This window comes from Microbispora sp. CA-102843, from assembly GCF_050936215.1.
GTDB lineage: Bacteria > Actinomycetota > Actinomycetes > Streptosporangiales > Streptosporangiaceae > Microbispora.
The window spans coordinates 1,324,980-1,348,169 of sequence record NZ_JBNJNF010000001.1 but is presented as its reverse complement, the minus strand read 5'-3'; the positions used below and the strand labels follow the sequence as shown (position 1 = coordinate 1,348,169).

General features: G+C 70.0%; 21 protein-coding genes. 13 read left to right on the top strand and 8 right to left on the bottom strand.

Annotated features, from left to right (window positions below; genetic code table 11):
* Nucleotides 1–10: 10 nt before the first annotated feature.
* Nucleotides 11–880, top strand: coding sequence for an SDR family NAD(P)-dependent oxidoreductase (locus ACQEVJ_RS06280; protein ID WP_433098084.1), 870 nt, complete (start codon nucleotides 11–13; stop codon nucleotides 878–880).
* Nucleotides 881–928: 48 nt separating this feature from the next.
* Here ACQEVJ_RS06280 and ACQEVJ_RS06275 read toward each other — a convergent pair whose 3' ends face one another.
* A complete protein-coding gene (locus ACQEVJ_RS06275; RefSeq protein WP_433098082.1) occupies nucleotides 929–1,408 on the bottom strand; it encodes a MarR family winged helix-turn-helix transcriptional regulator in 480 nt (159 codons plus the stop codon).
* 457 nt (nucleotides 1,409–1,865) lie between these two features.
* On the opposite strand from ACQEVJ_RS06275, the gene ACQEVJ_RS06270 reads away from it, so the two are divergent.
* Nucleotides 1,866–3,404: an FAD-dependent oxidoreductase gene (locus ACQEVJ_RS06270; protein ID WP_433098080.1), complete on the top strand. Its 1,539-nt coding sequence runs from the start codon at nucleotides 1,866–1,868 to the stop codon at nucleotides 3,402–3,404.
* Between the two features lie 43 nt (nucleotides 3,405–3,447).
* Here the strand turns inward: ACQEVJ_RS06270 and ACQEVJ_RS06265 are convergent, their stop codons facing one another.
* Complete coding sequence (locus tag ACQEVJ_RS06265; protein WP_433098078.1) at nucleotides 3,448–4,512, bottom strand: MBL fold metallo-hydrolase; 1,065 nt, start codon at nucleotides 4,510–4,512, stop codon at nucleotides 3,448–3,450.
* Between the two features lie 236 nt (nucleotides 4,513–4,748).
* Here ACQEVJ_RS06265 and ACQEVJ_RS06260 point away from each other — a divergent pair, with 236 nt between their 5' ends.
* Together ACQEVJ_RS06260 and ACQEVJ_RS06255 are read left to right on the top strand one after the other, a co-directional pair.
* Nucleotides 4,749–5,069 carry a type II toxin-antitoxin system RelE/ParE family toxin gene (locus ACQEVJ_RS06260; RefSeq protein WP_433112590.1) on the top strand — a complete coding sequence of 107 codons (321 nt, stop codon included), beginning with the start codon at nucleotides 4,749–4,751 and terminating at the stop codon, nucleotides 5,067–5,069.
* A 56-nt stretch (nucleotides 5,070–5,125) separates the two neighbouring features.
* Entirely contained in the window at nucleotides 5,126–6,238 is a 1,113-nt protein-coding gene (locus tag ACQEVJ_RS06255) for a helix-turn-helix domain-containing protein (protein WP_433098076.1), read from the top strand.
* Between the two features lie 50 nt (nucleotides 6,239–6,288).
* Here ACQEVJ_RS06255 and ACQEVJ_RS06250 read toward each other — a convergent pair whose 3' ends face one another.
* The gene (locus ACQEVJ_RS06250) at nucleotides 6,289–7,593 is read right to left on the bottom strand and encodes an MFS transporter (RefSeq protein WP_433098074.1); all 1,305 of its coding nucleotides are present in this window, start codon (nucleotides 7,591–7,593) and stop codon (nucleotides 6,289–6,291) included.
* Entirely contained in the window at nucleotides 7,586–8,167 is a 582-nt protein-coding gene (locus tag ACQEVJ_RS06245; protein WP_433098071.1) for an ArsR/SmtB family transcription factor, read from the bottom strand. The genes ACQEVJ_RS06250 and ACQEVJ_RS06245 overlap by 8 nt, the downstream gene beginning before the upstream one ends.
* A 203-nt stretch (nucleotides 8,168–8,370) precedes the next feature.
* Between ACQEVJ_RS06245 and ACQEVJ_RS06240 the strand changes: the two genes are divergently transcribed.
* Nucleotides 8,371–10,908 (top strand): glycoside hydrolase family 9 protein, encoded by a 2,538-nt coding sequence (locus ACQEVJ_RS06240; RefSeq protein ID WP_433098069.1) that lies wholly within the window; start codon nucleotides 8,371–8,373, stop codon nucleotides 10,906–10,908.
* Between the two features lie 99 nt (nucleotides 10,909–11,007).
* On the opposite strand, the gene ACQEVJ_RS06235 is transcribed toward ACQEVJ_RS06240, so the two are convergent.
* Nucleotides 11,008–11,715 (bottom strand): type 1 glutamine amidotransferase, encoded by a 708-nt coding sequence (locus ACQEVJ_RS06235; protein ID WP_433098067.1) that lies wholly within the window; start codon nucleotides 11,713–11,715, stop codon nucleotides 11,008–11,010.
* Nucleotides 11,716–11,757: 42 nt separating this feature from the next.
* Nucleotides 11,758–12,516 carry an SDR family NAD(P)-dependent oxidoreductase gene (locus tag ACQEVJ_RS06230; RefSeq protein ID WP_433098065.1) on the bottom strand — a complete coding sequence of 253 codons (759 nt, stop codon included), beginning with the start codon at nucleotides 12,514–12,516 and terminating at the stop codon, nucleotides 11,758–11,760.
* 70 nt (nucleotides 12,517–12,586) lie between these two features.
* Here ACQEVJ_RS06230 and ACQEVJ_RS06225 point away from each other — a divergent pair, with 70 nt between their 5' ends.
* The 7 genes from ACQEVJ_RS06225 to ACQEVJ_RS06195 all read left to right on the top strand — a co-directional run bounded on the left by ACQEVJ_RS06225 (nucleotide 12,587) and on the right by ACQEVJ_RS06195 (nucleotide 20,012).
* Nucleotides 12,587–13,162 (top strand): TetR/AcrR family transcriptional regulator, encoded by a 576-nt coding sequence (locus ACQEVJ_RS06225; protein WP_433098063.1) that lies wholly within the window; start codon nucleotides 12,587–12,589, stop codon nucleotides 13,160–13,162.
* A gap of 10 nt (nucleotides 13,163–13,172) precedes the next feature.
* Nucleotides 13,173–13,814: a B3/B4 domain-containing protein gene (locus tag ACQEVJ_RS06220; RefSeq protein WP_433098061.1), complete on the top strand. Its 642-nt coding sequence runs from the start codon at nucleotides 13,173–13,175 to the stop codon at nucleotides 13,812–13,814.
* Between the two features lie 197 nt (nucleotides 13,815–14,011).
* Nucleotides 14,012–17,695, top strand: a complete 3,684-nt coding sequence (locus ACQEVJ_RS06215) for a multifunctional oxoglutarate decarboxylase/oxoglutarate dehydrogenase thiamine pyrophosphate-binding subunit/dihydrolipoyllysine-residue succinyltransferase subunit (RefSeq protein WP_433098059.1) — start codon at nucleotides 14,012–14,014, stop codon at nucleotides 17,693–17,695.
* Nucleotides 17,696–17,779: 84 nt separating this feature from the next.
* Nucleotides 17,780–17,953: a DUF6104 family protein gene (locus tag ACQEVJ_RS06210; RefSeq protein ID WP_167530605.1), complete on the top strand. Its 174-nt coding sequence runs from the start codon at nucleotides 17,780–17,782 to the stop codon at nucleotides 17,951–17,953.
* 182 nt (nucleotides 17,954–18,135) lie between these two features.
* Nucleotides 18,136–18,957, top strand: coding sequence for a DUF4097 family beta strand repeat-containing protein (locus ACQEVJ_RS06205; RefSeq protein WP_433098057.1), 822 nt, complete (start codon nucleotides 18,136–18,138; stop codon nucleotides 18,955–18,957).
* A gap of 91 nt (nucleotides 18,958–19,048) precedes the next feature.
* The gene (locus ACQEVJ_RS06200; RefSeq protein WP_433098055.1) at nucleotides 19,049–19,789 is read left to right on the top strand and encodes a PadR family transcriptional regulator; all 741 of its coding nucleotides are present in this window, start codon (nucleotides 19,049–19,051) and stop codon (nucleotides 19,787–19,789) included.
* 43 nt (nucleotides 19,790–19,832) lie between these two features.
* Entirely contained in the window at nucleotides 19,833–20,012 is a 180-nt protein-coding gene (locus ACQEVJ_RS06195) for a hypothetical protein (protein WP_433098053.1), read from the top strand.
* Here the strand turns inward: ACQEVJ_RS06195 and ACQEVJ_RS06190 are convergent.
* Nucleotides 20,002–20,964 carry a zinc-binding dehydrogenase gene (locus ACQEVJ_RS06190; RefSeq protein WP_433098051.1) on the bottom strand — a complete coding sequence of 321 codons (963 nt, stop codon included), beginning with the start codon at nucleotides 20,962–20,964 and terminating at the stop codon, nucleotides 20,002–20,004. The two genes, ACQEVJ_RS06195 and ACQEVJ_RS06190, sit on opposite strands and share 11 nt — an antisense overlap.
* A 356-nt stretch (nucleotides 20,965–21,320) precedes the next feature.
* Here ACQEVJ_RS06190 and ACQEVJ_RS06185 point away from each other — a divergent pair, with 356 nt between their 5' ends.
* Nucleotides 21,321–22,481, top strand: a complete 1,161-nt coding sequence (locus ACQEVJ_RS06185; RefSeq protein WP_433098049.1) for a trypsin-like serine peptidase — start codon at nucleotides 21,321–21,323, stop codon at nucleotides 22,479–22,481.
* A gap of 122 nt (nucleotides 22,482–22,603) precedes the next feature.
* Here ACQEVJ_RS06185 and ACQEVJ_RS06180 read toward each other — a convergent pair whose 3' ends face one another.
* A complete protein-coding gene (locus tag ACQEVJ_RS06180) occupies nucleotides 22,604–23,113 on the bottom strand; it encodes an SSI family serine proteinase inhibitor (protein ID WP_433098047.1) in 510 nt (169 codons plus the stop codon).
* Between the last annotated feature and the right edge of the window lie 77 nt (nucleotides 23,114–23,190).

Genomic DNA, 23,190 nt, shown 5'->3' with positions numbered 1-23,190 from the left:
CGGCAGACACATGAGCGAGCGAAGCGAGCGAAGCGAGCGAACCGGGCAGGCACAGTGCGGCCGCTTCGACCTGACAGGACGGACGGCCGTCGTCACCGGCGCCGCGCGCGGTCTCGGCCAGGCGTTCGCCGCCGGTCTCGCCGAGGCCGGCGCGGACGTCGTGGCGATCGACAGGCCGGGCGGCCCGCCGTTGAACGAGACCGTCCTGCTGGTCGAGGCGTACGGCAGGGTCTGCCGCCCGGTCGAGTTCGACCTCGCCGACACCGCGGGTCTCGCGGGCCTCGCCGACCGCCTCTGGGCCGAACGCCCGGTGGACATCCTGGTCAACAACGCCGGGATCGCCAGGCTCGAGCACTTCAACGAGATCACGGTCGAGGCCTGGCGCGAGATCATGGCGGTCAACGTCGACGCCGTGTTCTTCCTGTCCCAGCGGATCGCCGAGCACATGATCGCCGCGGGAAGGCCCGGCAGGATCGTGAACGTCTCGTCGAAGAACGGCCTGATGGCCGAGGCCGGGCTGGCCCATTACAACGCGTCCAAGGGCGCGGTCGAACTGATCACCAAGTCGCTCGCGGCGGAGCTCGGCCCGCACGGCATCACCGTCAACGCCGTCGCGCCCGGCATGATCGCCACGCCGATCGACGACGTGTTCCCCCTGGAGCATCAGGCGTTCGAGGCGGCCTGGGCCGAGCGGATCCCCCTCAGAGGCGGGTACGGCACGCCCGACGACGTCACCGGCGCCGTCGTCTACCTCGCGTCGGACGCCGCCCGGTACGTCACGGGCGCCACCCTCGTGGTCGACGGCGGCGTGCTGGCCGACCAGATGCCCCGCCACCGGTTCATGCCGCCGTACCGCTCGACCCTGCATCAGCCGCGATAGGGCTGGGCCGGCAGGCCGGTGACCGGCCCAGGGCCGGTCGGCGGCCCGTCAGTCGCCGCTGGTGGTCTTCGCTACCGCGGCGGACATGTCGTCGACATAACGGCGCATGAGGCGTTCGAGTTCCATGAGGTCACGGTCGCTCCATTGGGCGAGAACGGGACCGGCCAGGCGCTGACGGGCGGCGTCGAGAGCGTCGGTGACGCGGCGGCCGGCGTCGGTGATGATGGCCTCTTTCACCCTGGCGTCGGTAGGGCTGGGGCGTCGTTCGACGAGCCCGAGCGCGGCGAGTTTCGCGACCTGGCGGCTGATCGTGGTGTAGTCGCGTCCGGCTCGTTCGGCCAGTTCGCCCACACCGATCGGCCCGAATCGCTCGATGCCCACGATCAGGGAGAACAGGGCGCGGTCGAGGGAGACACCGGCTTCGGCCAACAGGACATCGTCGCGGCTGGGCAGGTTCATCAGCACGACCAGATCGACGATGGCCCCGTGGAGACGGCGCAACGTGGTCTGGCGTCGCCGTGTGGTCAAGGCGGCCGCACCGTCCTTCCTTGGCACCGAGCCTTCCCGAGCATCCGGCCTTGCTGAGGATCGGATACGGAGGGCAATTCTAGGAGGTCTACCCGCGGCGCCGTCGACGGCGGAGAGCGGTTCTCCCGGCGGTGACGGCGCCCGCCGTTCGGACGCGTGGGCGCCTGACCGCCTCGGGGCGCCGCGACACCGGTCCCGCCGGTCCCGCCGGGACCGCCTGATCCCGCATGGCACCTGACACACCTTCAATATATGCGTGTATTGAGCACGTATATGTTGCCCGACCGGACAAGCGGCCGCCCCTTCGTCTCACGATCTTCAGAGCCCACAACGGCAGGATATACCGGTACGTCGTGGCGATTGACGGCCGTCGGCACCCCTTCGTAAGATGAGTGCGTTTTACACATAAATTCCGGACGGCCGGGCTGTCCGGATCCACGCGAAGAAGGAGCTGGGCATGACCGTCAACGACGTCGAGGTAGTCATCTGCGGATCCGGGGCAGCCGGGGAGACCCTCGCGATCGAGCTGGCCCGCCGGGGCGTGAGTTTCCTGTTGATAGACAAGGCCGCGCACCCGTTCGTCGGGTCACGCGGCAAGGGCATCCAGTCGCGCACCCAGGAGGTGTTCGAGGACCTCGGAGTGATCGACAAGATCATCGCCTCTGGTGGCGAGTATCCGCTCCAGCGCTCCTACACCGACGACGGCCCGGTCGACACCAACGTGATCGACATGCCCGGCCCGACACCGGACGAGCCCTACCACATCGCGCTGCTGGTCCCGCAGTTCCTCACCGAGCGCAGACTGCGCGAGCGGCTGGCCGAGCTCGGCCACGCCCCGCACTACGACCACGAGCTCGTCGGCTTCGACCAGGACGAGGACGGGGTGAGCGCCCACATCGTCACCCCTGACGGTGCGCGCACGGTGCGCGCGCGCTACCTCGTGGGCGCCGACGGCGGGTCGAGTTTCGTGCGCAAGGCCCTGGGCGTGGCCTTCGACGGTGAGACCCTCGGGGTGCGTGCCGTGGTCGCCGACGTGATCGTCGAGGGGGTCTCGTTCGAGGTATGGCACCGCTGGGGCCGGGGAGCCGCGGACCAGATCATGCTGTGCCCGCTCTACGGCACCGAGATGTTCCAGCTCATGGGACCGGTCCCTTTCGGCGTGGACGTCGATCTGTCCGCGCAGGGTCTGACGGCGCTGTTACGCGAGCGCACCGGCCGCGACGACGTGCTGATCCAGTCGGTCTCGTGGGCCTCGGTGTTCGAGATGAACGCCCGCCTGGCCGAGACCTACCAGGTCGGACGCGTGTTCCTGACCGGGGACGCGGCACACGTCCACCCGCCGACCGGTGGGCAGGGACTGAACACCAGCGTGCAGGACGCCTACAACCTCGGCTGGAAGCTCGCCGCCGTGCTCGCCGGCGCCCCGGACCGGCTGCTGACGTCGTACGAGAGGGAGCGCCGCCCGATCGCGGAGGCCGTGCTCGGCCTGTCGAAGCGGCTGCTGGAGGCGGCCAAGAACCGCGATATGAGCCGTAACCGGGCAGTCAGCCAGCTCGACCTCGGCTACCCCGACTCGCCGCTCACCCTCATCGACCCCCAGCGCACCACGGGCGTGCTCGCCGGCGACCGCGCACCCGACGCGCCCGTCACCGGCGCCGGCGGCGTGCCCACCCGGCTGTTCTCCCTCTTCAAGGGCACCCACTGGACGCTGATCGGCTACGACGTGCGCGCCGGCGACGCCCCGGCCGCCCGGCGCGACGTGCACGTGCACACCATCGGCGAACGCGGCGACATCGTCGACACCGGCCGGCACGTGCGCGACGGCTACGGACTCGCCCCCGGGCAGTGGGTCCTGGTACGCCCCGACGGCTACGTCGCCGCCGTGGCCGCCGACCTGAACGTCATCGACGCCTACCTCGAAACCCACCTGGACATCACCGCACCCGCGAGCGCGCGGCAGGAGGTGATTCCCGCCGCGTACGCAGCGTCGCGATGAGCACGCGGCCGCGTCCCGGCCGGCATGGCCGCGCGCGGCCACCTCAGGCGGACGGCGCGTACCAGAGGTCGGGCTCGCCCGGCACGCGGGTGACCGTGCCACGCTGCTCCAGCCACACCAGGTGGGCGAGCGTCTCGTTGTTGGCCGCCCGCCGCATGTGCGCCGGGATCTCCTCCCAGCCGCGCGACCAGGTGAGCCGGGTGGCGATGTCCCAGCAGGTGGAGCCGTCGCCCTCCGCCACGACCCGCCGCACCTCCGCCAGCCGCTCCTCGTGGTGCCCGATCACGTAGTCCACCCGCTTCTCCAGCTCCAGGAAGCGGTACTCGTGGGCGGGCAGCACCTCCTCCACGTCGAGCTTGCCCACCGCCCGCAGCGCGTCGAGGTAGTCGGCGAGCGGGTTGGACGACGACTGCGGGTGCACGGCGACCATCGACGTGATCCGGGCGAGCACGTGGTCGCCGGAGAACAGCAGCTTGCGCTCCGGCTCCACGAAGCACAGGTGACCGGGCGAGTGGCCGGGGGTCCACACCGCCCGCAGGTCCCAGCCGGGCAGGTCGAGCCGGTCGCCGTCCTCGATGAGCCGGTCGGGCGTCGCCATCGTGACGAACTGGCGCAGCATGACCGACGCCCCGGCGAGTTCCTCGGCCGTCATGTCGGGCACGCCGCACCTGACCAGCAGGGCGCGCTCCCGCTGGACGAGCGAGTCGACGGCCGAGTCGTCGTAGCGGTCGTGCACGATGCGGGCGTCGGCCGGGTGGAGTCCGATCCAGGCGCCGGAGACCTCACGGATCCGCCCGGCCAGGCCGTAGTGGTCCGGATGGATGTGCGTGACCAGCACGGCCTGCACGTCGGTGATCGCGTACCCGGCCGTGGCGAGCCCCGCGACGAGCGCGCCGTACGCCTCCTCGGTGTTCCACCCGGCGTCGATGATCACCACCCCGTCGGGGACCTCCAGGGCGTAGACCAGGACGTAGCGCAGCGGGTTGATCGGGATCGGGACGGGGATCGACCATAGCCCCGGCCGCACCCGCTCGACCTCGGGCAGTCCCCCGCCCAGCCACGCCGCGCGCTGCGCCTCGTTCGCCGCGGTCACGATCACCTTGCTCATCGGCTCCCCGCCCCTTTCGCAGCCCTGCCCGCTTGATTGTGCCGCCTTACCGAATCTGGTTCTACCTGGGGTACCTCAGAGCGGGACCGGCGGGGAGGCGCATACACATTTCTTACGTCACTTTCCGCAATTATTTGGACACAATGCGTGTGCAACCCTCTGACATCTCGACTACAGTGAGGCCATCTTTACCTACTAGGTAAATCTCACAGGTGGGAGGCGCGGGTAGGTTGGAGGTGTACTACGAGGATGCGAAGTTCAGGAAGAAGTGCGAATCCGACAGGGAGCGGCGCCGTCACTTCGGTCATGACCGGGCAATTGCCTTGGCGAAGCGCATTCAGCACTTCCAGCAGGCCGAGACGCTCGAAGACATCCGTGGTCTCGGCGGCCGATGCGAGGAATTGAAGGGAGACCGGAAGGGCCAGTTATCCGTCCGACTCGATGCCAACTACCGGCTCATCCTCGAACCGCTGGAGTGGGTCACGGATGATCAGGGCGCTCTCGATTGGACGGCGATAACGGAGGTCGTGCTCATCGAGATCGTGGACTACCACTGACGCCGACACCAGTGGGCTGAACCACAAGCGGTACAACAGCGTGAGGAGGGAAAGCAATGGCCAGGGCCAAGACCACGCGTACGCTGTATGCGGCCGGAGACCTCGACTACGCGGTGCCGCCAGGGGAAACCCTGCGGGAGCTTCTCGAAGAGAAGGGAATGACTCAGCGCGAGCTCGCCGAGCGAGTCGGTTTGTCTCCAAAGCATGTCAACCAGCTGATTAACGGTCTCGTACGTCTCACTCCCGAGGTGGCGGAATCGCTGGAGCGGGTGGTTGGGACGCCCGCGAGAATCTGGAACCGGCTTGAAGCGGACTACCAGTCGACGCGGGCACGCCTTCGCTCTGCCAGAGACCTGGAGAAACACGTCGGCTGGCTCAAAGAACTCCCGGTGTCCGAACTGGTGAAGCGCAAAATCCTCCCGCAGGAGCCGAGCGACAAGATCTCGCGTATCGATCAACTCCTCACGTTCTTCGCCGTGGGCTCGGTCGACGTGTGGCGAGATCTGTACGAGCAGCCCGCCGGATACGCGTTCAGGAAGTCCAAGGTCCAGGACTCGAAGCTGGGTCCCCTGGCCACGTGGCTGCGTCTCGGCGAGATCGAGGCCCAGCAGTTGTCCTGTGCCGCCTTCGACTCGACGGCTCTCAAGGAGTCGCTACCTGAACTGCGGGCTCTCACCGTGCTACCCGCTCAGGAGTTCCGTCCCCGGCTGCAGGAGATCTGCTCCGCCGGCGGAGTCGCCGTCGTCTTCATCGAGGAAGTCAAGGGCGCGCGGGTGAGCGGGGTCACCCGCAAGATCGGAACCAAGCGCGTGATCCAGCTCAGTCAGCGATACCGGACCGATGATCAACTCTGGTTCAGCTTCTTCCATGAGTTGCACCACGTTCTGAACGGTGACGACGAGATCCGCATCGAGATCGCCGGGCGGACCGAGACCGACGACCCGAAAGAATGGGAAGCCGATCGGTTCGCCACCGACACCCTCATACCGCCCCAGCACGCTTCCCGCCTGACAGGCCTGACCTCGAAGGACGCAGTACGGGCCTTCGCCCGGGAGATCGGAATCGCCCCCGGGATAGTCGTGGGACGCCTGCAACGAGAACACCCCCGACGCTGGCCCTACAGGAATGGCAACGACCTCAAGCGCAAGCTGGATCTACTCGACACGTAGCGACAGCAAGACAACGTCACCGTGGCGACCGCGACCGTCCGTGGATGGCTCTACCGGGGGTCCCTCGGGGCGGGACCGGCGGGGAGGCGTACGTACAGGAGGGCGGAGGCGAGGACGACCACGGCGGTGAGCGCCCAGACGGGGCCGACGCCGGCGATCCCCGCCAGCGGCACCAGGAGGAGCGAGGAGAGCAGGCCGCCGAACTGGAGCTGCAGGGAGTCCACCGACATCACGGTGGCCCGGCGATCGGCGGCGACCCGCTGGTGCAGCAGTTCGGTCCTGAGCAGGGAGGCGACCGCGAGCGCGGTGAACAGCAGCACGTAGGCCGCCGCGGTGGCGACGACCCCGGCCGCGCCCCGCAGGACCGTCGAGGCGGCCAGCGCGACGACCGCCACCGCCGTGACGACCGTCGCCGAGGCGGCCGCGCGGACCGAGCCGCGGACGAGCCGGGCGACCGGCGGCGCGAGGGAACTGCCGAGCGCGTTGGCGGCGAAGCCGGCGAAGGTCACGAAGGCGTAGGTCGCGCCGCCCGTCTCGGATCCTCCGGTCAGGGCGGCGAGGCGTCCGGGGGTCAGCAGCTCGATGCTGTTCAGCATCACGCCGGCCCCGGCGGCCAGCAGCAGCAGTCGCCCGAGGGCGCGGTCGGCCAGGCCGAGCCGGATCCCGGCGACGATGGTGACCGGCACGTCGCGCACCACCTCGGCCAGCCGTACCGTCGCCCGGGCGGGCCCCCTCCCCGTACGGCTCGGCTCGCGCATGAGCACGAGCACGGCCACGAGGAGGACGAGCGCGGCCGCCGCCCCCGCCCAGACCGGCGCGGCCAGCGGGTCCCGGCGTACGGCCAGCGGGAGCAGGCCGCCGGCGAGCGTGCCGAGCGCCAGGGCGGCCGAGCCCGCGACGTTGCCGGCCGCCAGCCCGGGCTTCAGATCGGCGGCCGGGCCATACCGGGCGTGCAGGGTGTCGACGTACCACGCCTGGGCGGGCCCGCTGGACAGCGCACGCGCGACGCCCTTGAGCACGGACGCGACCAGGAACGGCCACACCGAGTGCGCCATGGCCATCACGACCAGCCCGGCCACGCTGACGACGGCCGACGCGGCGAGCACCGGGCGTCTCCCGAGGACGTCGGCGAGCCCGCCCGTCGGCAGTTCGAGCACGACGATCGTGACCGAGTAGGCCCCGCTGACCAGGCCGATCTCGGCGATGTCCAGTCCCCTGGCGGACATCAGCAGCACCATCGGCGCCAGCATCAGACCGGTCGGCAGCCAGGTGAGGAACTCGATCGCGGCGTAGCGCGCGTGCTCACGCATGCCCGGCCGCGGGGTCTCGGCGAGCGACCGCTCGGGCTCACGCATGCCCGGCCGCCGGGTCGCGGCGCGGATGGGCCGCCAGCAGGACCGCGACCGTGCGCGCGTCGGGGTCGTCGCGGTCCCGCTCGGCGGCCTCCAGGAGCAGGGCCGACACCTGCTCGTACAGGGACGCCACCGTCGCCGGCGACAGCCGTACCACCAGGTCGGACATCCCGGCGGCCTCGACCCACGCCTCGCTCCACAGGTCGCGCTCGCGCTCGAAGTTCTCCACGTCGGCGGTGAGCTGTTCGAGCTGACGCCGCCGCAGGAACGCCGCGGCCTCCCGGCCCTCGGCGGTCGCGGCCATCTCCACGTCGCTCCACGAGGTGAAGCGGTGGATCGCCCGCCACCGCCGCTCGCGCCGGTCGCGCTGGCCGGGATCCTGCTCCACGAAGCCATATCTGGCGAGCTGACGCAGGTGATAGCTGGTGGAGCCGGAGCTCTCGCCGAGGGGCCCGGCCAGCTCGGTCGCGGTCGCCGGGCCGTTCGTGCGCAGCTCCCCCAGCAGCCGCACCCGCAGCGGGTGGGCGACCGCCTTCAGCGTCCGGGAATCGTGGACGTGGAAGACCTCGTGATCCATACGCGGACGCTAACATTGCAAAGACAGCTTTGCAAAAGTCTCTTTGCGGAAATGAAAGTTTCAGCCACGCCGCCCCGCAATGCCCGGTCAGACGCGTCTCTCCCACCGGCTCGTTGACGCCCGCGGAAACCCGAAGGAAACATGCGATTCGCTCATCACTTTGGGAGCGCTCCCACTCCCACATCCACCCCCCGAGGACGACTGTGCTCAGACGAATCGGCATCCTCGCCGTGGCGGCACTGGCCACGGCGTGCCTGACCGGCGCACCTCCCGCCACGGCGGAGGAGGGCCCGGAACAGATCCCCAACGGCACGTTCGACACCACCACCGACCCGTGGTGGCACACCGCGAACCTGAACTTCGAGCTGACCGACGGCCGGCTCTGCTCCGACGTCCCCGCGGGAACGACCAACCCCTGGGACGCGATCATCGGCCTCAACGACATCCCGCTGGTGAAGGACGAGACCTACGCGTTCAGCTTCTTCGCCACCGCGAACCCCGGGAAGGTCGCCAGGGCGTACGTCCAGCTCCCGACCGACCCCTACACGCAGTACGTGTCGGCCGCCCCCGAGCTGAGCGTCTCCGGCAACACCTACAGCTACACGTTCACCTCGCCGGTCGACCTGCCCAACGCGCAGGTCGTCTTCCAGATCGGCGGCAGCGCGACGGCGTGGCGGTTCTGCGTGGACAACGTCTCGCTCAAGGGCGGGGCGCCGCCGGACGTCTACACGCCCGACACCGGCCCCCGGGTCCGCGTGAACCAGGTGGCCTACCTGCCCAAGGGCCCCAAGAACGCCACCCTGGTCACCGACGCCGCCGAGGCGCTGCCGTGGCAGCTCAAGAACTCCGCCGGGACCGTGGTCGCACACGGCACGACCACCCCGCGCGGTGACGACGCCAGCTCCGGGCAGAACGTCCACTCGATCGACTTCGGCGCCTACACGAAGGCCGGGACCGGCTACACGCTGACCGCCGACGGCGAGACGAGCCGGCCGTTCGACATCAAGCCCGACGCGTACGCCGATCTCAAGCTCGACGCGCTGAAGTTCTACTACACCCAGCGCAGCGGCATCGCCATCGACGACGCCCTGCGTCCCGGGTACGGCCGGCCCGCCGGACACGTGGGCGTCGCCCCCAACCAGGGCGACACGAACGTCCCGTGCCAGCCGGGCGTCTGCGCCTACTCCCTCGACGTGTCCGGCGGCTGGTACGACGCGGGCGACCACGGCAAGTACGTCGTCAACGGCGGCATCTCGGTCGCCCAGCTCATGAGCGAGTTCGAGCGCACCAAGAACGCCGCGACCGCCAAGCCGATCGGGAGCCTGAACATCCCCGAAAGCGGCGACGCCGTTCCCGACGTGCTCGACGAGGCCCGCTGGGAGCAGGAGTTCCTGCTGAAGATGCAGCGGTCCGACGGCATGGTCCACCACAAGATCCACGACGAGAACTGGACCGGCCTGCCGCTGCTGCCGAACCAGGACGCGCAGAAGCGCGAGCTGCACCCGGTGTCCACGGCCGCCACGCTCAACCTCGCCGCGACGGCCGCCCAGGCGGCCCGGATCTTCGCGCCGTACGACGCGGCGTTCGCGGCGAAGAACCTGGCGGCGGCGAAGAAGGCGTGGGCGGCGGCCAAGGCGCATCCCGACGTCCTGGCCTCCCCCTCCGACGGCGTCGGCGGCGGCACCTACGACGACGCCAACGTCAGCGACGAGTTCTACTGGGCGGCGGCCGAGCTCTACATCACCACGGGCGACAAGGAGTACAAGGACTTCGTCCTCGCCTCGCCGCACCACACGGCCGACATCTGGAAGACGGGCGCCATGGACTGGGGCAACGTCGCGGCGCTCGGCCGCCTCGACCTGGCCACCGTGCCCAACGACCTGCCCGGCCGCGACGCCGTGCGCGACTCGGTGGTCGCCGGTGCGGACAAGTACCTCGCCACGGTGAAGGCCCAGCCGTACGGCCTGCCGTACGACCCGGCGTCCTACGACTGGGGATCGAACAGCACGGTCCTCAACAACATGGTGGTCATGGCCACGGCCTACGACATCACCGGCGAGGTGAAGTACCGCGACGGCGTGCTTGAGGGCATCGACTACATCCTCGGCCGCAACGCGCTGAACCAGTCGTACGTGACCGGCTACGGCGAGGTGGCCTCGAAGAACGAGCACAGCCGGTGGTACGCCCACTCGCTGGACACCTCGCTGCCGAACCCGCCGCGCGGCTCGCTCGCGGGCGGCCCCAACTCCAGCATCCAGGACCCGGTGGCCCAGGCGAAGCTGAAGGGCTGCAAGCCGCAGTTCTGCTACATCGACGACATCAACTCGTGGTCGACCAACGAGCTGACGATCAACTGGAACTCGCCGCTGTCGTGGATCTCGGCGTTCATCGCCGACCAGGGCGACGGCACGGTCAAGGCCCCGGGCGCGTGCAAGGTCACCTACACCACGCACGGCACATGGCCGACGGGCTTCACCACCCAGATCACCATCGAGAACACCGGCACGAAGGCGATCGACGGCTGGTCGCTGAAGTGGTCGTTCCTGGGCGGCCAGAAGATAGCCAATAGCTGGAGCGCCAACTTCTCGCAGCAGGCGGCCACCGTGACCGCCGCGAACGAGGTGTGGAACAAGACCATCAAGCCGGGCCAGTCGGTCACCTTCGGCTTCAACGGCCAGGCCGCGCCGGGGGCCAACCCCACGCCCGACCTGTTCACGCTGAACGGCACCGCCTGCGCCTGACCCGATCCGCACCGGATCGGAAAGACCCCGGCCGCCGCCTCGGCAGAGGCGGCGGCCGGCTCCATGCCGGCCCGCGGGATTCAGCGCTCGACACCCCTGCTAGGGGCGTCCCTCCTTGACCAAGGCGGCGAAACGGGAGGCCACCTCACCCCAGGCGGCCCGCGAGAGCGGGTCGTCGGTCACGGCGGCGGCGTACAGCTCGTCGAGGTCGAGACCCCTCCGGCGGATGTACTCGACATCGAACCGCCGGATGCGTTCGGGCCTCACCTCCGGGTGGAACTGCACGCCCCAGGCGCGGTCGCCCAGCCGGAAGGCCTGGTAGGGGCAGCGTTCGGTCTCGGCGAGCCAGACCGCGCCCGGCGGCAGGGCCGTGATGGCGTCGATGTGGTTCTCGATCGCCGGGACAGCGGCGGGCAGCCCGCCGAAGACCGCGTCGTCCGCCGCCTCGGCCCTCATGGTGATGGACGTGCTGCCGTGCTCGGGCGCCCCGGCGTCGCCCTGGACCTTCCCGCCACCGATCGCGGCCAGCATCTGCCCGCCGAGGCAGATGCCGAAGAACGGCACCGACCGGGCGAGGGCCTGCTCGACCAGGGCGCGGGTGTCCGGCAGCCAGGGCGCCTTGTCGTCGTCGTCCGGCAGGTAACCGCCGCCGAGCACGATCAGGCCGTCGTGCTCCAGCCGTGCCGGGAGGGCGGACCCGTCGAAGGCGGTGACCACCTCGACGGCGACCCCGGCGGCCTCCAGCCATTCCCCGAAGCGCCCGGGACCCCCGTTCGCTCCGTTCTGTACGGCAAGCACACGCGGCATTTCCGGCATGAGGCCGGACTCTACCGCCCCCGCCCGCCGAGGTCACAGGTCGCTGCCGCCGGTGGCGTCGACCGTCGTGCCGGTGACCCATCGGGCGTCGCGGGAGGCGAGGAACGCCACGACCCCGGCCACGTCCTCGGGCGTCCCGACCCGGCCGAGCACCGCCCGGCCGGCCGACGCCGTCCAGGCCGCCTCGTCGCCGCGCAGCCAGTCCGCGTTCATGTCGGTGTCGGTGATCCCCGGCGCGACGTTGTTGACCGTGATCCCCCGTGGTCCGAGGTGCTTGGCCAGCGCCAGCGTGAACGTCTCCAGCGCCCCCTTGGTCATCGCGTACGCGATGGCGTCGGGAAACGCGATCCTGGTCACACCCGAGGTGATGTTCACGATCCGCCCGCCGTCGGGGATGCGCGGCAGCGCCCGCCGGGTGACGAAGAACGCCGCCCGCGTGTTGACGGCGAATCCGCTGTCGTAGATCTCCGGCGTGACCTCCTCGATCGACCCCCGGTTGGTGATCCCCGCGTTGTTGACGAGGATGTCGATCGGCGCGTCCGGCCCCAGCTCCCGGTCCAGCCCGGCGAACAACTCGTCCACGTCGCCCGGCGCGCCCAGCTCGGCCCGCACCGCGAAGGCCCGGCCGCCGGCGGCCTCGATCGCCGCCACCGTGTCCTTGGCCGCCACCTCGTCCCTGGCGTAGTTCACCGCCACCAGCGCGCCGTCGGCCGCCAGCCGCTCGGCGATGCCACGCCCGATCCCCCTGCTCGCGCCCGTCACCAGCGCCGTCTTGCCGCTCAACACAGTCATGTCCGTCCCCTTTTTTGTAGTGACCGCTACACAATAACACGACGTGTAGCGATCGCTATAAAATCGGCGCATGGGAAGGAACAGGGCGTTCGATCGGGACGTCGCGCTGGAGCGGGCTCTGGAGGAGTTCTGGCGGCACGGCTACGAGGCGACCTCGGTCGCCGGGCTGACCGCGGCGATGGGGATCAACCCGCCCAGCCTCTACGCCGCCTTCGGGGACAAGCACCGGCTGTTCGGCGAGGCCGTGCGCCGCTACCAGGAGACCCACGGCGCGTTCACCCCCCGCGCCCTGGCCGGGGAGCCGACCGCGCGGGCGGCCGTCGAGCGCCTGCTCCGCGAGGCGGCGGAGGTCTACACCGACCCGGCGCACCCACCCGGCTGCATGATCATCTCGGCGGGGGTGAACACGAGCGACGCCACTGTGATCGAGGAGCTGCGCGGGCACCGCGAGGCGGGCAAGGCGGCGATCCGCCGCCGGATCGAGCGGGACGCCGAGGCCGGCCTTCTCCCGCCGGAAACCGACGCCGCCGCGCTCGCGACGTTCTTCGCCGCCGTCATCCAGGGCATGTCCACCCAGGCCAGGGATGGCGCGACCCGGGCCGACCTCGACGCGGTGGCGACGCTCGCCATGCGGGCGTGGCCGTAGGCTGTCGGGCGTGATCGACGACATCTGGGTGGACGACGCCGTCACGGCGCTGCGTCCGGACTTCGCCGTCCTGGTGATCTGCGCGTACGGCCTGCGCAACGGGCCGTCCGACGACCGTTCGCGGGCCTGGCTCGCCGGCGCGGCGGCCGACGCCGTGCCGCTGGACGACGAGAGGATCGAGGCCTGGCGGACCGCCTACCGCGCCTTCGGCGCCAAGCCCCAGCGCACCCGGCCGTCGGTCGACGCGCTGGTCCGCCGGATGCCGCTCCCCGAGATCAACCTGGTGGTGGACGCCTACAACACCGTGTCCGTACGGCACGGCCTGCCGATCGGCGGCGAGGACCTGCGCCGCTACCAGGGCGCCGCCCGGCTGGTGCGGGCCGCGGGCGACGAGCCCTCGGAGGAGGCGCTGGGCGACCCGGAGATCGGCGAGGTGGTGTGGCGCGACGACACCGGCGTCACCTGCCGTCGATGGAACTGGCGGCAGTGCGTCAGGACGAGGATCACCGAGGAGACGGTGGACGCGCTCTTCCTCCTTGAGCGCCTCGAACCGCTCTCTCTGGACGCGTTGCGTGCCGCGAGCGACGACCTCGCGGGTATGCTGTCCGATATAACTCCTGATGTCCGGATCGAGTCGCGGCTCATCGGCTGACTCAGTCGTTGTGACCAGATGGTAAGGGACACCTCACCACCCAGACGGACTATCCGCGCGTGACCTGTTTTATCGATCCTGGGAGGATGGGCCGGGACCTGCGACCCGCCGAGGCGCACGTCGGTGTGCGAGGCGAGTAGCCTTGGACAGGTTCACCAAACATCAACGCCGATCTGCGGAAGAGGGCGATTTCCGCCGTGTCGTCTGAGTCGTCGCGGACAAACCCGCTGGCAAGCTTTGGACAAAATGAGTGGCTTGTCGACGAGTTGTACCAAAAGTATCTCGAAGATCCCGAGTCTGTTGACCAGGCCTGGTGGCACTTCTTCGCTGACTACAACGGGACGGCCAAGCCCGCTCCGTCCAAGTCCGCAGGCACCGCGAACGGTGCGACCGCGACGGTCGCACCCGAGGCTCCCGCTCCGGTGAGCCCGGCCCCGCAGACGGCGCCGCCGAAGCCCAAGCCGCAGGCGAAGCCCGAGGCCAAGGCGCCCGCCAAGCAGCAGGCCCCGGCCCCGGCCGGCGCGGCCGAGGAGAAGCTGCGCGGCGCCGCCGCGCGCACGGCCGCCAACATGGAGGCCTCGCTGGTCGTTCCCACGGCCACGAGCGTCCGCGCGGTCCCCGCGAAGCTGTTGATCGACAACCGCATCGTCATCAACAACCACCTGTCCCGCGGCCGCGGCGGCAAGATCTCCTTCACCCACGTCATCGGCTACGCGATCGTCCAGGCACTCAAGTCGATGCCTGAGATGAACTACTCGTACGGCGAGGTGGACGGCAAGCCGGTCCTCGTCAAGCCGGAGCACGTCGGGGTCGGCCTCGCGATCGACGTGCAGAAGAGCGACGGCTCCCGCCAGCTGCTGGTGCCCTCGATCAAGCAGGCCGAGGGCATGGACTTCCGCCAGTTCTGGGTGGCGTACGAGGAGATCGTGCGCAAGGCCCGCGCGGGCAAGCTCGGCGTGGAGGACTTCCAGAACACCACGATCTCCCTGACGAACCCCGGCACGATCGGCACGGTCCACTCGGTGCCGCGGCTGATGCCCGGCCAGGGCACGATCATCGGCGTCGGCGCGATGGAGTACCCGGCGGAATACCAGGGCGCCTCGGAGGAGACGCTGTCCCGCCTGGCCATCAGCAAGGTGATGACGCTCACCTCCACCTACGACCACCGGATCATCCAGGGCGCCCAGTCGGGCGACTTCCTGCGCCGCATCCACCAGCTCCTGCTCGGCAACGACGGCTTCTACGACGAGATCTTCGAGTCGCTGCGCATCCCGTACGAGCCGGTCCGCTGGGTCAAGGACATCTCGGCCACCCACGACGACGACGTGGCCAAGTCCGCGCGCGTGCTGGAGCTCATCCACGCCTACCGGGTCCGCGGCCACCTCATGGCCGACACCGACCCGCTGGAGTACCGTCAGCGCAAGCACCCCGACCTCGACATCCAGTCGCACGGCCTGACGCTGTGGGACCTGGAGCGCGAGTTCCCGACGGGCGGCTTCGGCGGCAAGCCGCTGATGAAGCTGCGCGACATCCTCGGCGTGCTGCGCGACTCGTACTGCCGCACGATCGGCATCGAGTACATGCACATCCAGAACCCCGAGGAGCGGGCCTGGATCCAGGCGCGGGTGGAGCAGCCGCACGCCAAGCCCGACCGCGAGGAGCAGCTGAACATCCTGCGCCGGCTCAACACGGCCGAGGCGTTCGAGACCTTCCTGCAGACCAAGTACGTCGGCCAGAAGCGGTTCTCGCTGGAGGGCGGCGAGTCGCTGATCCCGCTGCTCGACTCGGTGATCAGCTCCGCGGCGGCCGAGCGCCTCGACGAGGTCGTCATCGGCATGGCCCACCGCGGCCGGCTCAACGTCCTGGCCAACATCGTGGGCAAGTCGTACGCCCAGGTGTTCGGCGAGTTCGAGGGCAACATCGACCCGCGCAGCGCGCACGGCTCCGGCGACGTGAAGTACCACCTCGGTGCGAGCGGCGACTTCGTCGCGCCGGACGGCAACAAGATCAGCACGTCGGTGGTGGCGAACCCCTCGCACCTGGAGGCCGTCGACCCCGTCCTTGAGGGCGTGGTCCGGGCCAAGCAGGACCTGCTTGAGCGCGGCGAGGAGGGCTTCACCGTCCTGCCCGTGCTCGTCCACGGCGACGCGGCGTTCGCCGGCCAGGGCGTGGTCGCCGAGACCCTGCACCTGTCCCAGCTGCGCGGCTACCGCACCGGCGGCACCGTCCACATCGTGGTGAACAACCAGGTCGGCTTCACCACCTCGCCCGCCTCCTCGCGGTCGAGCGTGTACGCCACCGACGTCGCCCGGATGATCCAGGCGCCGATCTTCCACGTGAACGGCGACGACCCCGAGGCGGTCGTGCGGGTCGGCCGGCTGGCCTACGAATACCGCCAGACGTTCCTCAAGGACGTCGTCATCGACCTGATCTGCTACCGGCGGCGCGGCCACAACGAGACCGACAACCCGGCGTTCACGCAGCCGCTGATGTACGACCTGATCGACGCCAAGCGCTCGACCCGCAAGCTGTACACCGAGGCCCTCATCGGCCGCGGCGACATCACGGTCGAGGAGGCCGAGCAGGCCCTGCGCGACTACCAGGAGCAGCTCGAACGGGCCTTCACCGAGACCCGGGAGGCCACCAGGCAGCCGCTCCAGCCGGGCGCGGTCGTGCGGCCCGAGCCCGACGAGGTGATCCCGTGGTCGCACGAGGACACCAAGTCGGCGATCTCGGAGGAGGTCGTCAAGCGGGTCATCGAGACCCAGCTCAACCTGCCCGAGGGCTTCACCATCCACCCGCGTCTCGCCCCGGTGATCCACCGCCGTGGCACGATGATCACCGAGGACGCGATCGACTGGGCGACCGGTGAGCTGCTCGCGTTCGGCTCGCTGCTCATCGACGACCACCCGGTCCGCCTGGTCGGTCAGGACTCCCGCCGCGGCACCTTCGGCCAGCGTCACGCCGTGCTGGTCGACCGGGTCACCGGCGAGGAGTACACCCCGCTCAAGACGTTCAACCACGACACCACGAAGTTCTACGTGTACGACTCCCTGCTCAGCGAGTTCGCCGCGATGGGCTTCGAGTACGGCTACAGCGTGGTCCGCCCGGACGCCCTGGTCGCCTGGGAGGCGCAGTTCGGCGACTTCGCCAACGGCGCCCAGTCGATCATCGACGAGTTCATCTCGTCGGGCGAGCAGAAGTGGGGCCAGCGCTCCTCGGTCGTGCTGCTGCTGCCGCACGGCTACGAGGGCCAGGGCCCGGACCACTCCTCCGGCCGCATCGAGCGCTACCTGCAGCTGTGCGCGCAGGACAACATGACGGTGGCGCAGCCGAGCACCCCGGCGAACTACTTCCACCTGCTGCGCTGGCAGGTGCTGTCGGAGCGGCGCAAGCCCCTCGTCATCTTCACGCCCAAGTCGCTGCTGCGGCTCAAGGCGGCCGCCTCGGCCACCTCGGAGTTCACCTCCGGCGCCTTCCGCCCGGTCATCGGCGACTCGACGGTGGACCCGTCGGCGGTCCGCAAGATCGTGGTCTGCTCGGGCAGGATCTACTACGACCTGCTCGCGGGGCGCGAGAAGAGCGGCAGGAAGGACGTCGCGCTGGTGCGCCTGGAGCGCATCTACCCGTTCCCGGAGAACCCGCTCAAGGCCGAGCTGGCCCGCTACGGCGCGGACGCGGAGCTGCTCTGGGCGCAGGACGAGCCCGTCAACATGGGCCCCTGGCCCTACCTGAGCCTGAAGATGGTGGAGAAGCCCGACCTGCTCGGGGGCCGCACCTTCCGCCGGGTCTCGCGTACGCCGAACTCCTCGCCGGCCGTCGGCTCGCACGCCAAGCACGACGAGGAACTGCACGGCATCCTGGACGAGATCTTCGGCTGACCGAGGATTCCGTACCGCTGAGGGAGGTCCCCCACGCTCGTGGGGGACCTTTCTCCATGATCAGGAAATTCACTGGAGCGAGGTATGTACTTCACCGACAGGGGGATCGAGGAGCTCGTCGAGCGTCGCGGCGAGGAGGAGGTCAGCGTGGGCTGGCTCGCGGAGCGGCTGCGCGAGTTCGTGGACCTCAACCCCGAGTTCGAGGTGCCCGTCGAACGGCTGGCCACCTGGCTCGCCCGCCTCGACGAGGACGACTGACGAGAACGGCCGACGAGAGCGGTTCGGAGGACGGCTCAGGACGGGACTCAGGTTCTGGAGCAAGCGCGGCAAACGCGATACATCTTGACTTCCCACAAACGCGATATATCTTGTTTGTGGATGGTTCGTCCGCGCGGATACCGACGCGCGGGCGCAGGACTTCGCGTGGAAGGACCTGAGCGATGCCCCAATGGACGATCGACTCTCCCGGACGGCTCACGTTCGGAGAGGTCACCGCGCTCAACGTGCGCGTCGTGGCCGGTCGGCTGGCCGTGCTGGCCAGCGACGGCCCGCCGACCCTCGAAGTGACGGAGGTGGACGGCTCGCCGCTGGTGGTGACCCATGACGACGACGGCCGCCTGACGGTCGCGTACAAGGACCTGACGTGGGACGGGATCCTGGGGTGGTTACGCCCCGGCCCGCGCAGGACCACGCTGACGCTGACCGTGCCGAAGACGTGTCCCGTGCAGGCCGGGGTCGTCTCCGCCTCCGCCGTCGTGGCGGGCATGGAGGGGACCACCGGCGTGAAGAGCGTGTCGGGGGAGATCGTCCTCGACGGCGTCAGCGGCGAGATGCGGGCCGAGACGGTCTCGGGCTCGGTGGAGAGCCGGGGACTGGCCGGCGACCTGTCCTTCTCCAGCGTCTCCGGCGACCTCACGGTGGCCGCGGGCCGGCCGCGGCGGCTGCGCGCGAACACGGTGTCCGGGCGCGTCACCGCCGACCTGGAACTGGAGCCCACCGGTCACGTCACGCTGAACACCATGTCGGGCGCGATCGTCGTACGGCTCCCGCACGACGTGGACACCGACGTGTCCGCCCACTCGACCTCAGGCAGGATCGAGTCGGCCTTCCCCGAGTTGCACGGCACCTCGGCCCCGGGGGCCCGTTCGCTCAGCGGCCGGCTGGGCGGCGGCATGGCGTCCCTCTCGGTGACCACGGTGTCCGGCGGCGTCACCCTGCTGAGCGGCCAGCCCGCCGGCGAGCGGGCAGAGGAGAGAGCATGAGCGAGCGAATCGGGGAACACGGCGTCTGGCGAGGTGCTGAACTGCGCGCCTCCGGCACGACCGAACTCCGAGCCGAAGGCGAGGAGGTGGCATGAGCCCCGTCTTCGGGCACGGCCGGTTGCGGCTGTACCTGCTGAAGCTGCTGGAGGAGAGCCCGCGGCACGGCTACGAGGTCATCCGGCTCCTTCAGGACCGTTTCCTCGGCGTCTACTCCCCCTCCCCCGGCACGATCTACCCCCGGCTGGCCCGGCTGGAGGACGAGGGCCTGGTCACCCACGAGGTCGTGGACGGCAAGAAGGTCTTCACGCTGACCGACAAGGGGCGGGCCGAGCTGAACGACCGGATGGACGAGCTGGCCGACCTGGAGCAGGAGATCACCGCCTCGGTCCAGGACATCGCGCGCGAGGTGAAGGAGGACGTGCGGCAGACCGTGCGTTCCCTGCGCGAGGAGCTCACCCAGATGGCCAGGGACATCGGCCACGACAACCGCGACCTCCGGCGTGATCAGAAGGAGGAGTGGCGGCGGCAGCGCGACCACGCCAGGGAGGAGTGGCGCAGGCAGAAGGAGGAGTGGCGCCACCACAAGCGCCAGTGGAAGGAGGAGAGCGAGCGCTGGCAGCACGAGTGGCGCCGGATCTGGGAGGAGTCCTGGGGGTTCGGCGGCGGCCGGCAGGGCGGCCACGACGCCGCGCTCAGCCGGATGCTGGCCGACTTCGTCGCCGACGTCCACCGGTCCTCCGGCGCGGGCGTGCCCGACGAGCGGGCCCTGGCCGAGTGCCGGGCCGCCCTCGACGAGGCCGCCGAGCGCATCCACCGGGCACTGGGTTCCTGACCGGCGGCATCCCCACGAACGTCACGACCAGCGAGGAGCCGAGTTGAGCCCGTACGGCTGGCGCGATCCGTTCCTGCGCGCACCTCTCCCTCCGCCGCCGTGCGCCAGGCCGGTCCGCGAGCCGGAACGGCCGGGCGACGACCACACCCTCCAGCGCGACCGGCAGCGGGAGGGCGGCGACGAGAGCGCCGCCCGCCCCGCGCGGGTGCCCCTCAGAGCGTGAAGACCACCTTGCCGAAGACCTCGCCGCGGTGCATGGCGGCGAAGCCCTCCTCCGCCTCGGCCAGCGGCAGCACCCGGTCGATCGCCGGCCGGACACCCGTCTGCTCCAGGAACACCGCGAGCCGCGCGAGCTGCTCGCGCGTCCCCATCGTGGACCCGATGATCGACTTCTGCAGGAAGTAGACCTGCGCGAGCTGCGTCTCGGCGACCATGCCACTCGTCGCGCCGCAGGTGACGATCCGGCCACCCGGGCGCAGGGAGCTGAGCGAGTGCTTCCAGGTGGCCTCGCCGACCGTCTCCATGACGGCGTCCACCCGCTCGGGCAGCCGCGCGCCCGTCTCGAAGACCCGGTCGGCGCCGAGCGCGAGGGCTCGTTCCCGCTTGTCGTGCGAGCGGCTGGTCGCCCAGACGCGGAAGCCGCCGGCCCGGCCGAGCGCGATCAGCGCGGTCGCCACGCCGCCACCGGCGCCCTGGACCAGGATGGTCGAGCCCGGCTCCAGCCCGGCCTTGTCGAAGATCATGCGGTAGGCCGTCAGCCAGGCCGTGGGCAGGCAGGCGGCCTCCTCGAAGGAGATCGCCGCGGGCTTGGGCACCAGGTTGCGGCGGGGCACCGCGACCTTCTCCGCGAACGTCCCGTCGTACTTCTCCGACAGCAGCGAACGCGCCGGGTCGAGGGTCTCGTCCCCGGCGACCGGCGTGCCGATGACGGAGTGGACGATGACCTCGTTGCCGTCCTCGTCCACCCCCGCCGCGTCGCAGCCGAGCACGATCGGCAGCCGGTCCTGGCTGATCCCCACGCCCTTGAGGGTCCACAGGTCGTGGTGGTTGAGCGCGGCGGCCCGGACCGTGACGGTCGTCCATCCCTCCGGTACGGCGGGCTCGGGGTGCTCCCCGAGCGTCAGGCCCTTGATCGGGTCGTCCGGATCGGTCTGTGTGGCGGTGACGGCGAACATGCCAGAACATTACTCCGGCCGTCGCGCCGGACCCGGACGGCCCCCGCGCGGCTCGCCGCCGGCGTCTTCTGGTGCTCGTTGATACGCAGAGACATCAGTGGGAACAGAGCGCCGGAAATCAAACAAGACCGGTCAAGAATGGCCGTAAACCCCTTGCGTCGCGACGCGACGCCCACGGACGAAGCGCCGTGACCTGCGACTATGGCACTCATAACCACTCGCTATTGATAACAGATAGGGCAAAGCGCCGATTGTTCTGGTTATAGCCCCAACATTCAGCAAGATCCGGTCATTAATCTCGGAGCGTTTTCCTGAGGAATGGGACGCACCCTCACCGTCCCAGGGAAAGGAGCTCCATGATCCCCCGAGCACGGCGTCTGGCCGTTCCCCTCACCGGCGCGCTCCTCGCGGCCGGCGTGGTCGGCGCCACCCCGACGGCCTCCACGGCCGCGACCGGCACGGCCACGGCGATCGCGGCGACGCAGGCCGCCCCGGGTGACGTGACCGCCAAGGCCGCGCCCCAGACTCCCGCCGAGGCCGTCGCCTTCTGGTCGCCGCAGCGGTTGCGGGCGGCCAAGGACTACACCGAGGAACTCGGCAACTCCGTCAAGGGCTTCGGCAGGTCCGGCGACGCCACCCCGGACGGCAGGGCGGGCACGGTCCCGCCGACCGGCGCCGGCAAGAGCGGGACCGGCGGTTCCGGCAAGATCAGCAAGCAGGTGAACCTGCCCCCCACGGTCGGCCGGGTGTTCTTCACCCTGCCGGGCAGGAACCCCCAGGACCCGAAGAGCTGGAAGTACTGCTCGGGCACCTCCGTGCAGGGTCACTACCGCAACGTCGTCGCGACGGCCGGGCACTGTGTCTACGACCCGGTGACCAACCAGTTCTACGACAACTGGGTGTTCATCCCCTCCTACTGGGACGGGGACCAGGCGTGGGAGGGAAAGGCGCCGTACGGCATCTACCCGGCGAAGTGGTTCCAGGCGCACGACGACTTCGTGGTCAGGGAGGACTACGACTACGACTACGCGTTCGTGAACGTGTCGTCGGGCTTCAGACTCACGCCGAAGAAGGACGGCGACGTCACCCGCTACGTACGCACCCCGGCCGGCCGCCTCGGCGACAACGTGGGCGGCCAGGGCTTCACCTGGAACCGCAGCACCAAGGTCAAGGTGTTCGCGTTCGGTTATCCCGCCGGGCCGCACCCCGACGGCGACCGCCCCTTCACGGGACGGACGATGAAGTGGTGCTACGGCCGGTCGGCTCCGATGCCGGCCGTGCCGAAGTACAACATCCAGGAGCACATCGGGCTCACGTGCGGGATGACCTCCGGCGCCAGCGGCGGCCCCTGGCTGATGGGCTACAAGAGCGCGACCCGCACGGGCTACCTGAACGGCATCAGCAGCGTGGCGTGGGACAGCGACGGCAACGACCGGTACGACCGGATCTCCTCGCCGTACTTCAACGGCGAGACCTACGACGTCTACAAGGTGGCCGCCAACCGGTGGACACAGTGACAGCGGCACAGGCTTGACCGCACGGCCATTCGGTCAGGCAGGGGGCCCGGCGGACGTTCCGCCGGGCCCCTCGTGTTCGCCCTTTACGCTGCCTGTACGCCGCGTGCGGTCGACTATCCCTGTCAGAAGTCGAACAACGCCCCGGCGGCCGACCGCTTCTCACAGTCGTTGCCGAAGGTGCGCCGGAACTGGACGTACTTCCCGTCCCAGATGCCGCTGGCGGTGACCGTGACAGGTGCGTAGATCATCGTGCAGGGCTCTTCCGCGTTCACCCGCAAGGCGCCCGGGTCGAGCCCGGTCCTGTTCAGCCAGTCGCACGCCTTCTCCGCCGAAGGGTGCGAGCCTCCCACCGGAGCGCAGTTCAGGAAGACCGAGCGCGTCGGCGGCTCCGCCTGCTCGCCGTCCGCGACGGTCAGGATCACCGCCCGCACCCGGGAGGCCGGCGGCCGGGCCGCCCGCAGGGCGACCTCGGGCGGCGGCGGAGCCGGCAGGGTGTCCACCCACGACGGCGAGAGCGGCCCGGATCGGGCGGCCGTCCCGCCGTCACCGGAGGCACCCGGTTGGGCCCAGGCCTGGGCAGAGGGGCCGGCGGCCAGCGCCGCACCGGCCAGTAGAACAAGCAGCGGTTTCATGCGATCCCCCCGTTTCCGCTGCTGACCAGCGTTCTCACGAGAGACTTGCAGGGCAAGCACCCACTCCGGATCCCACC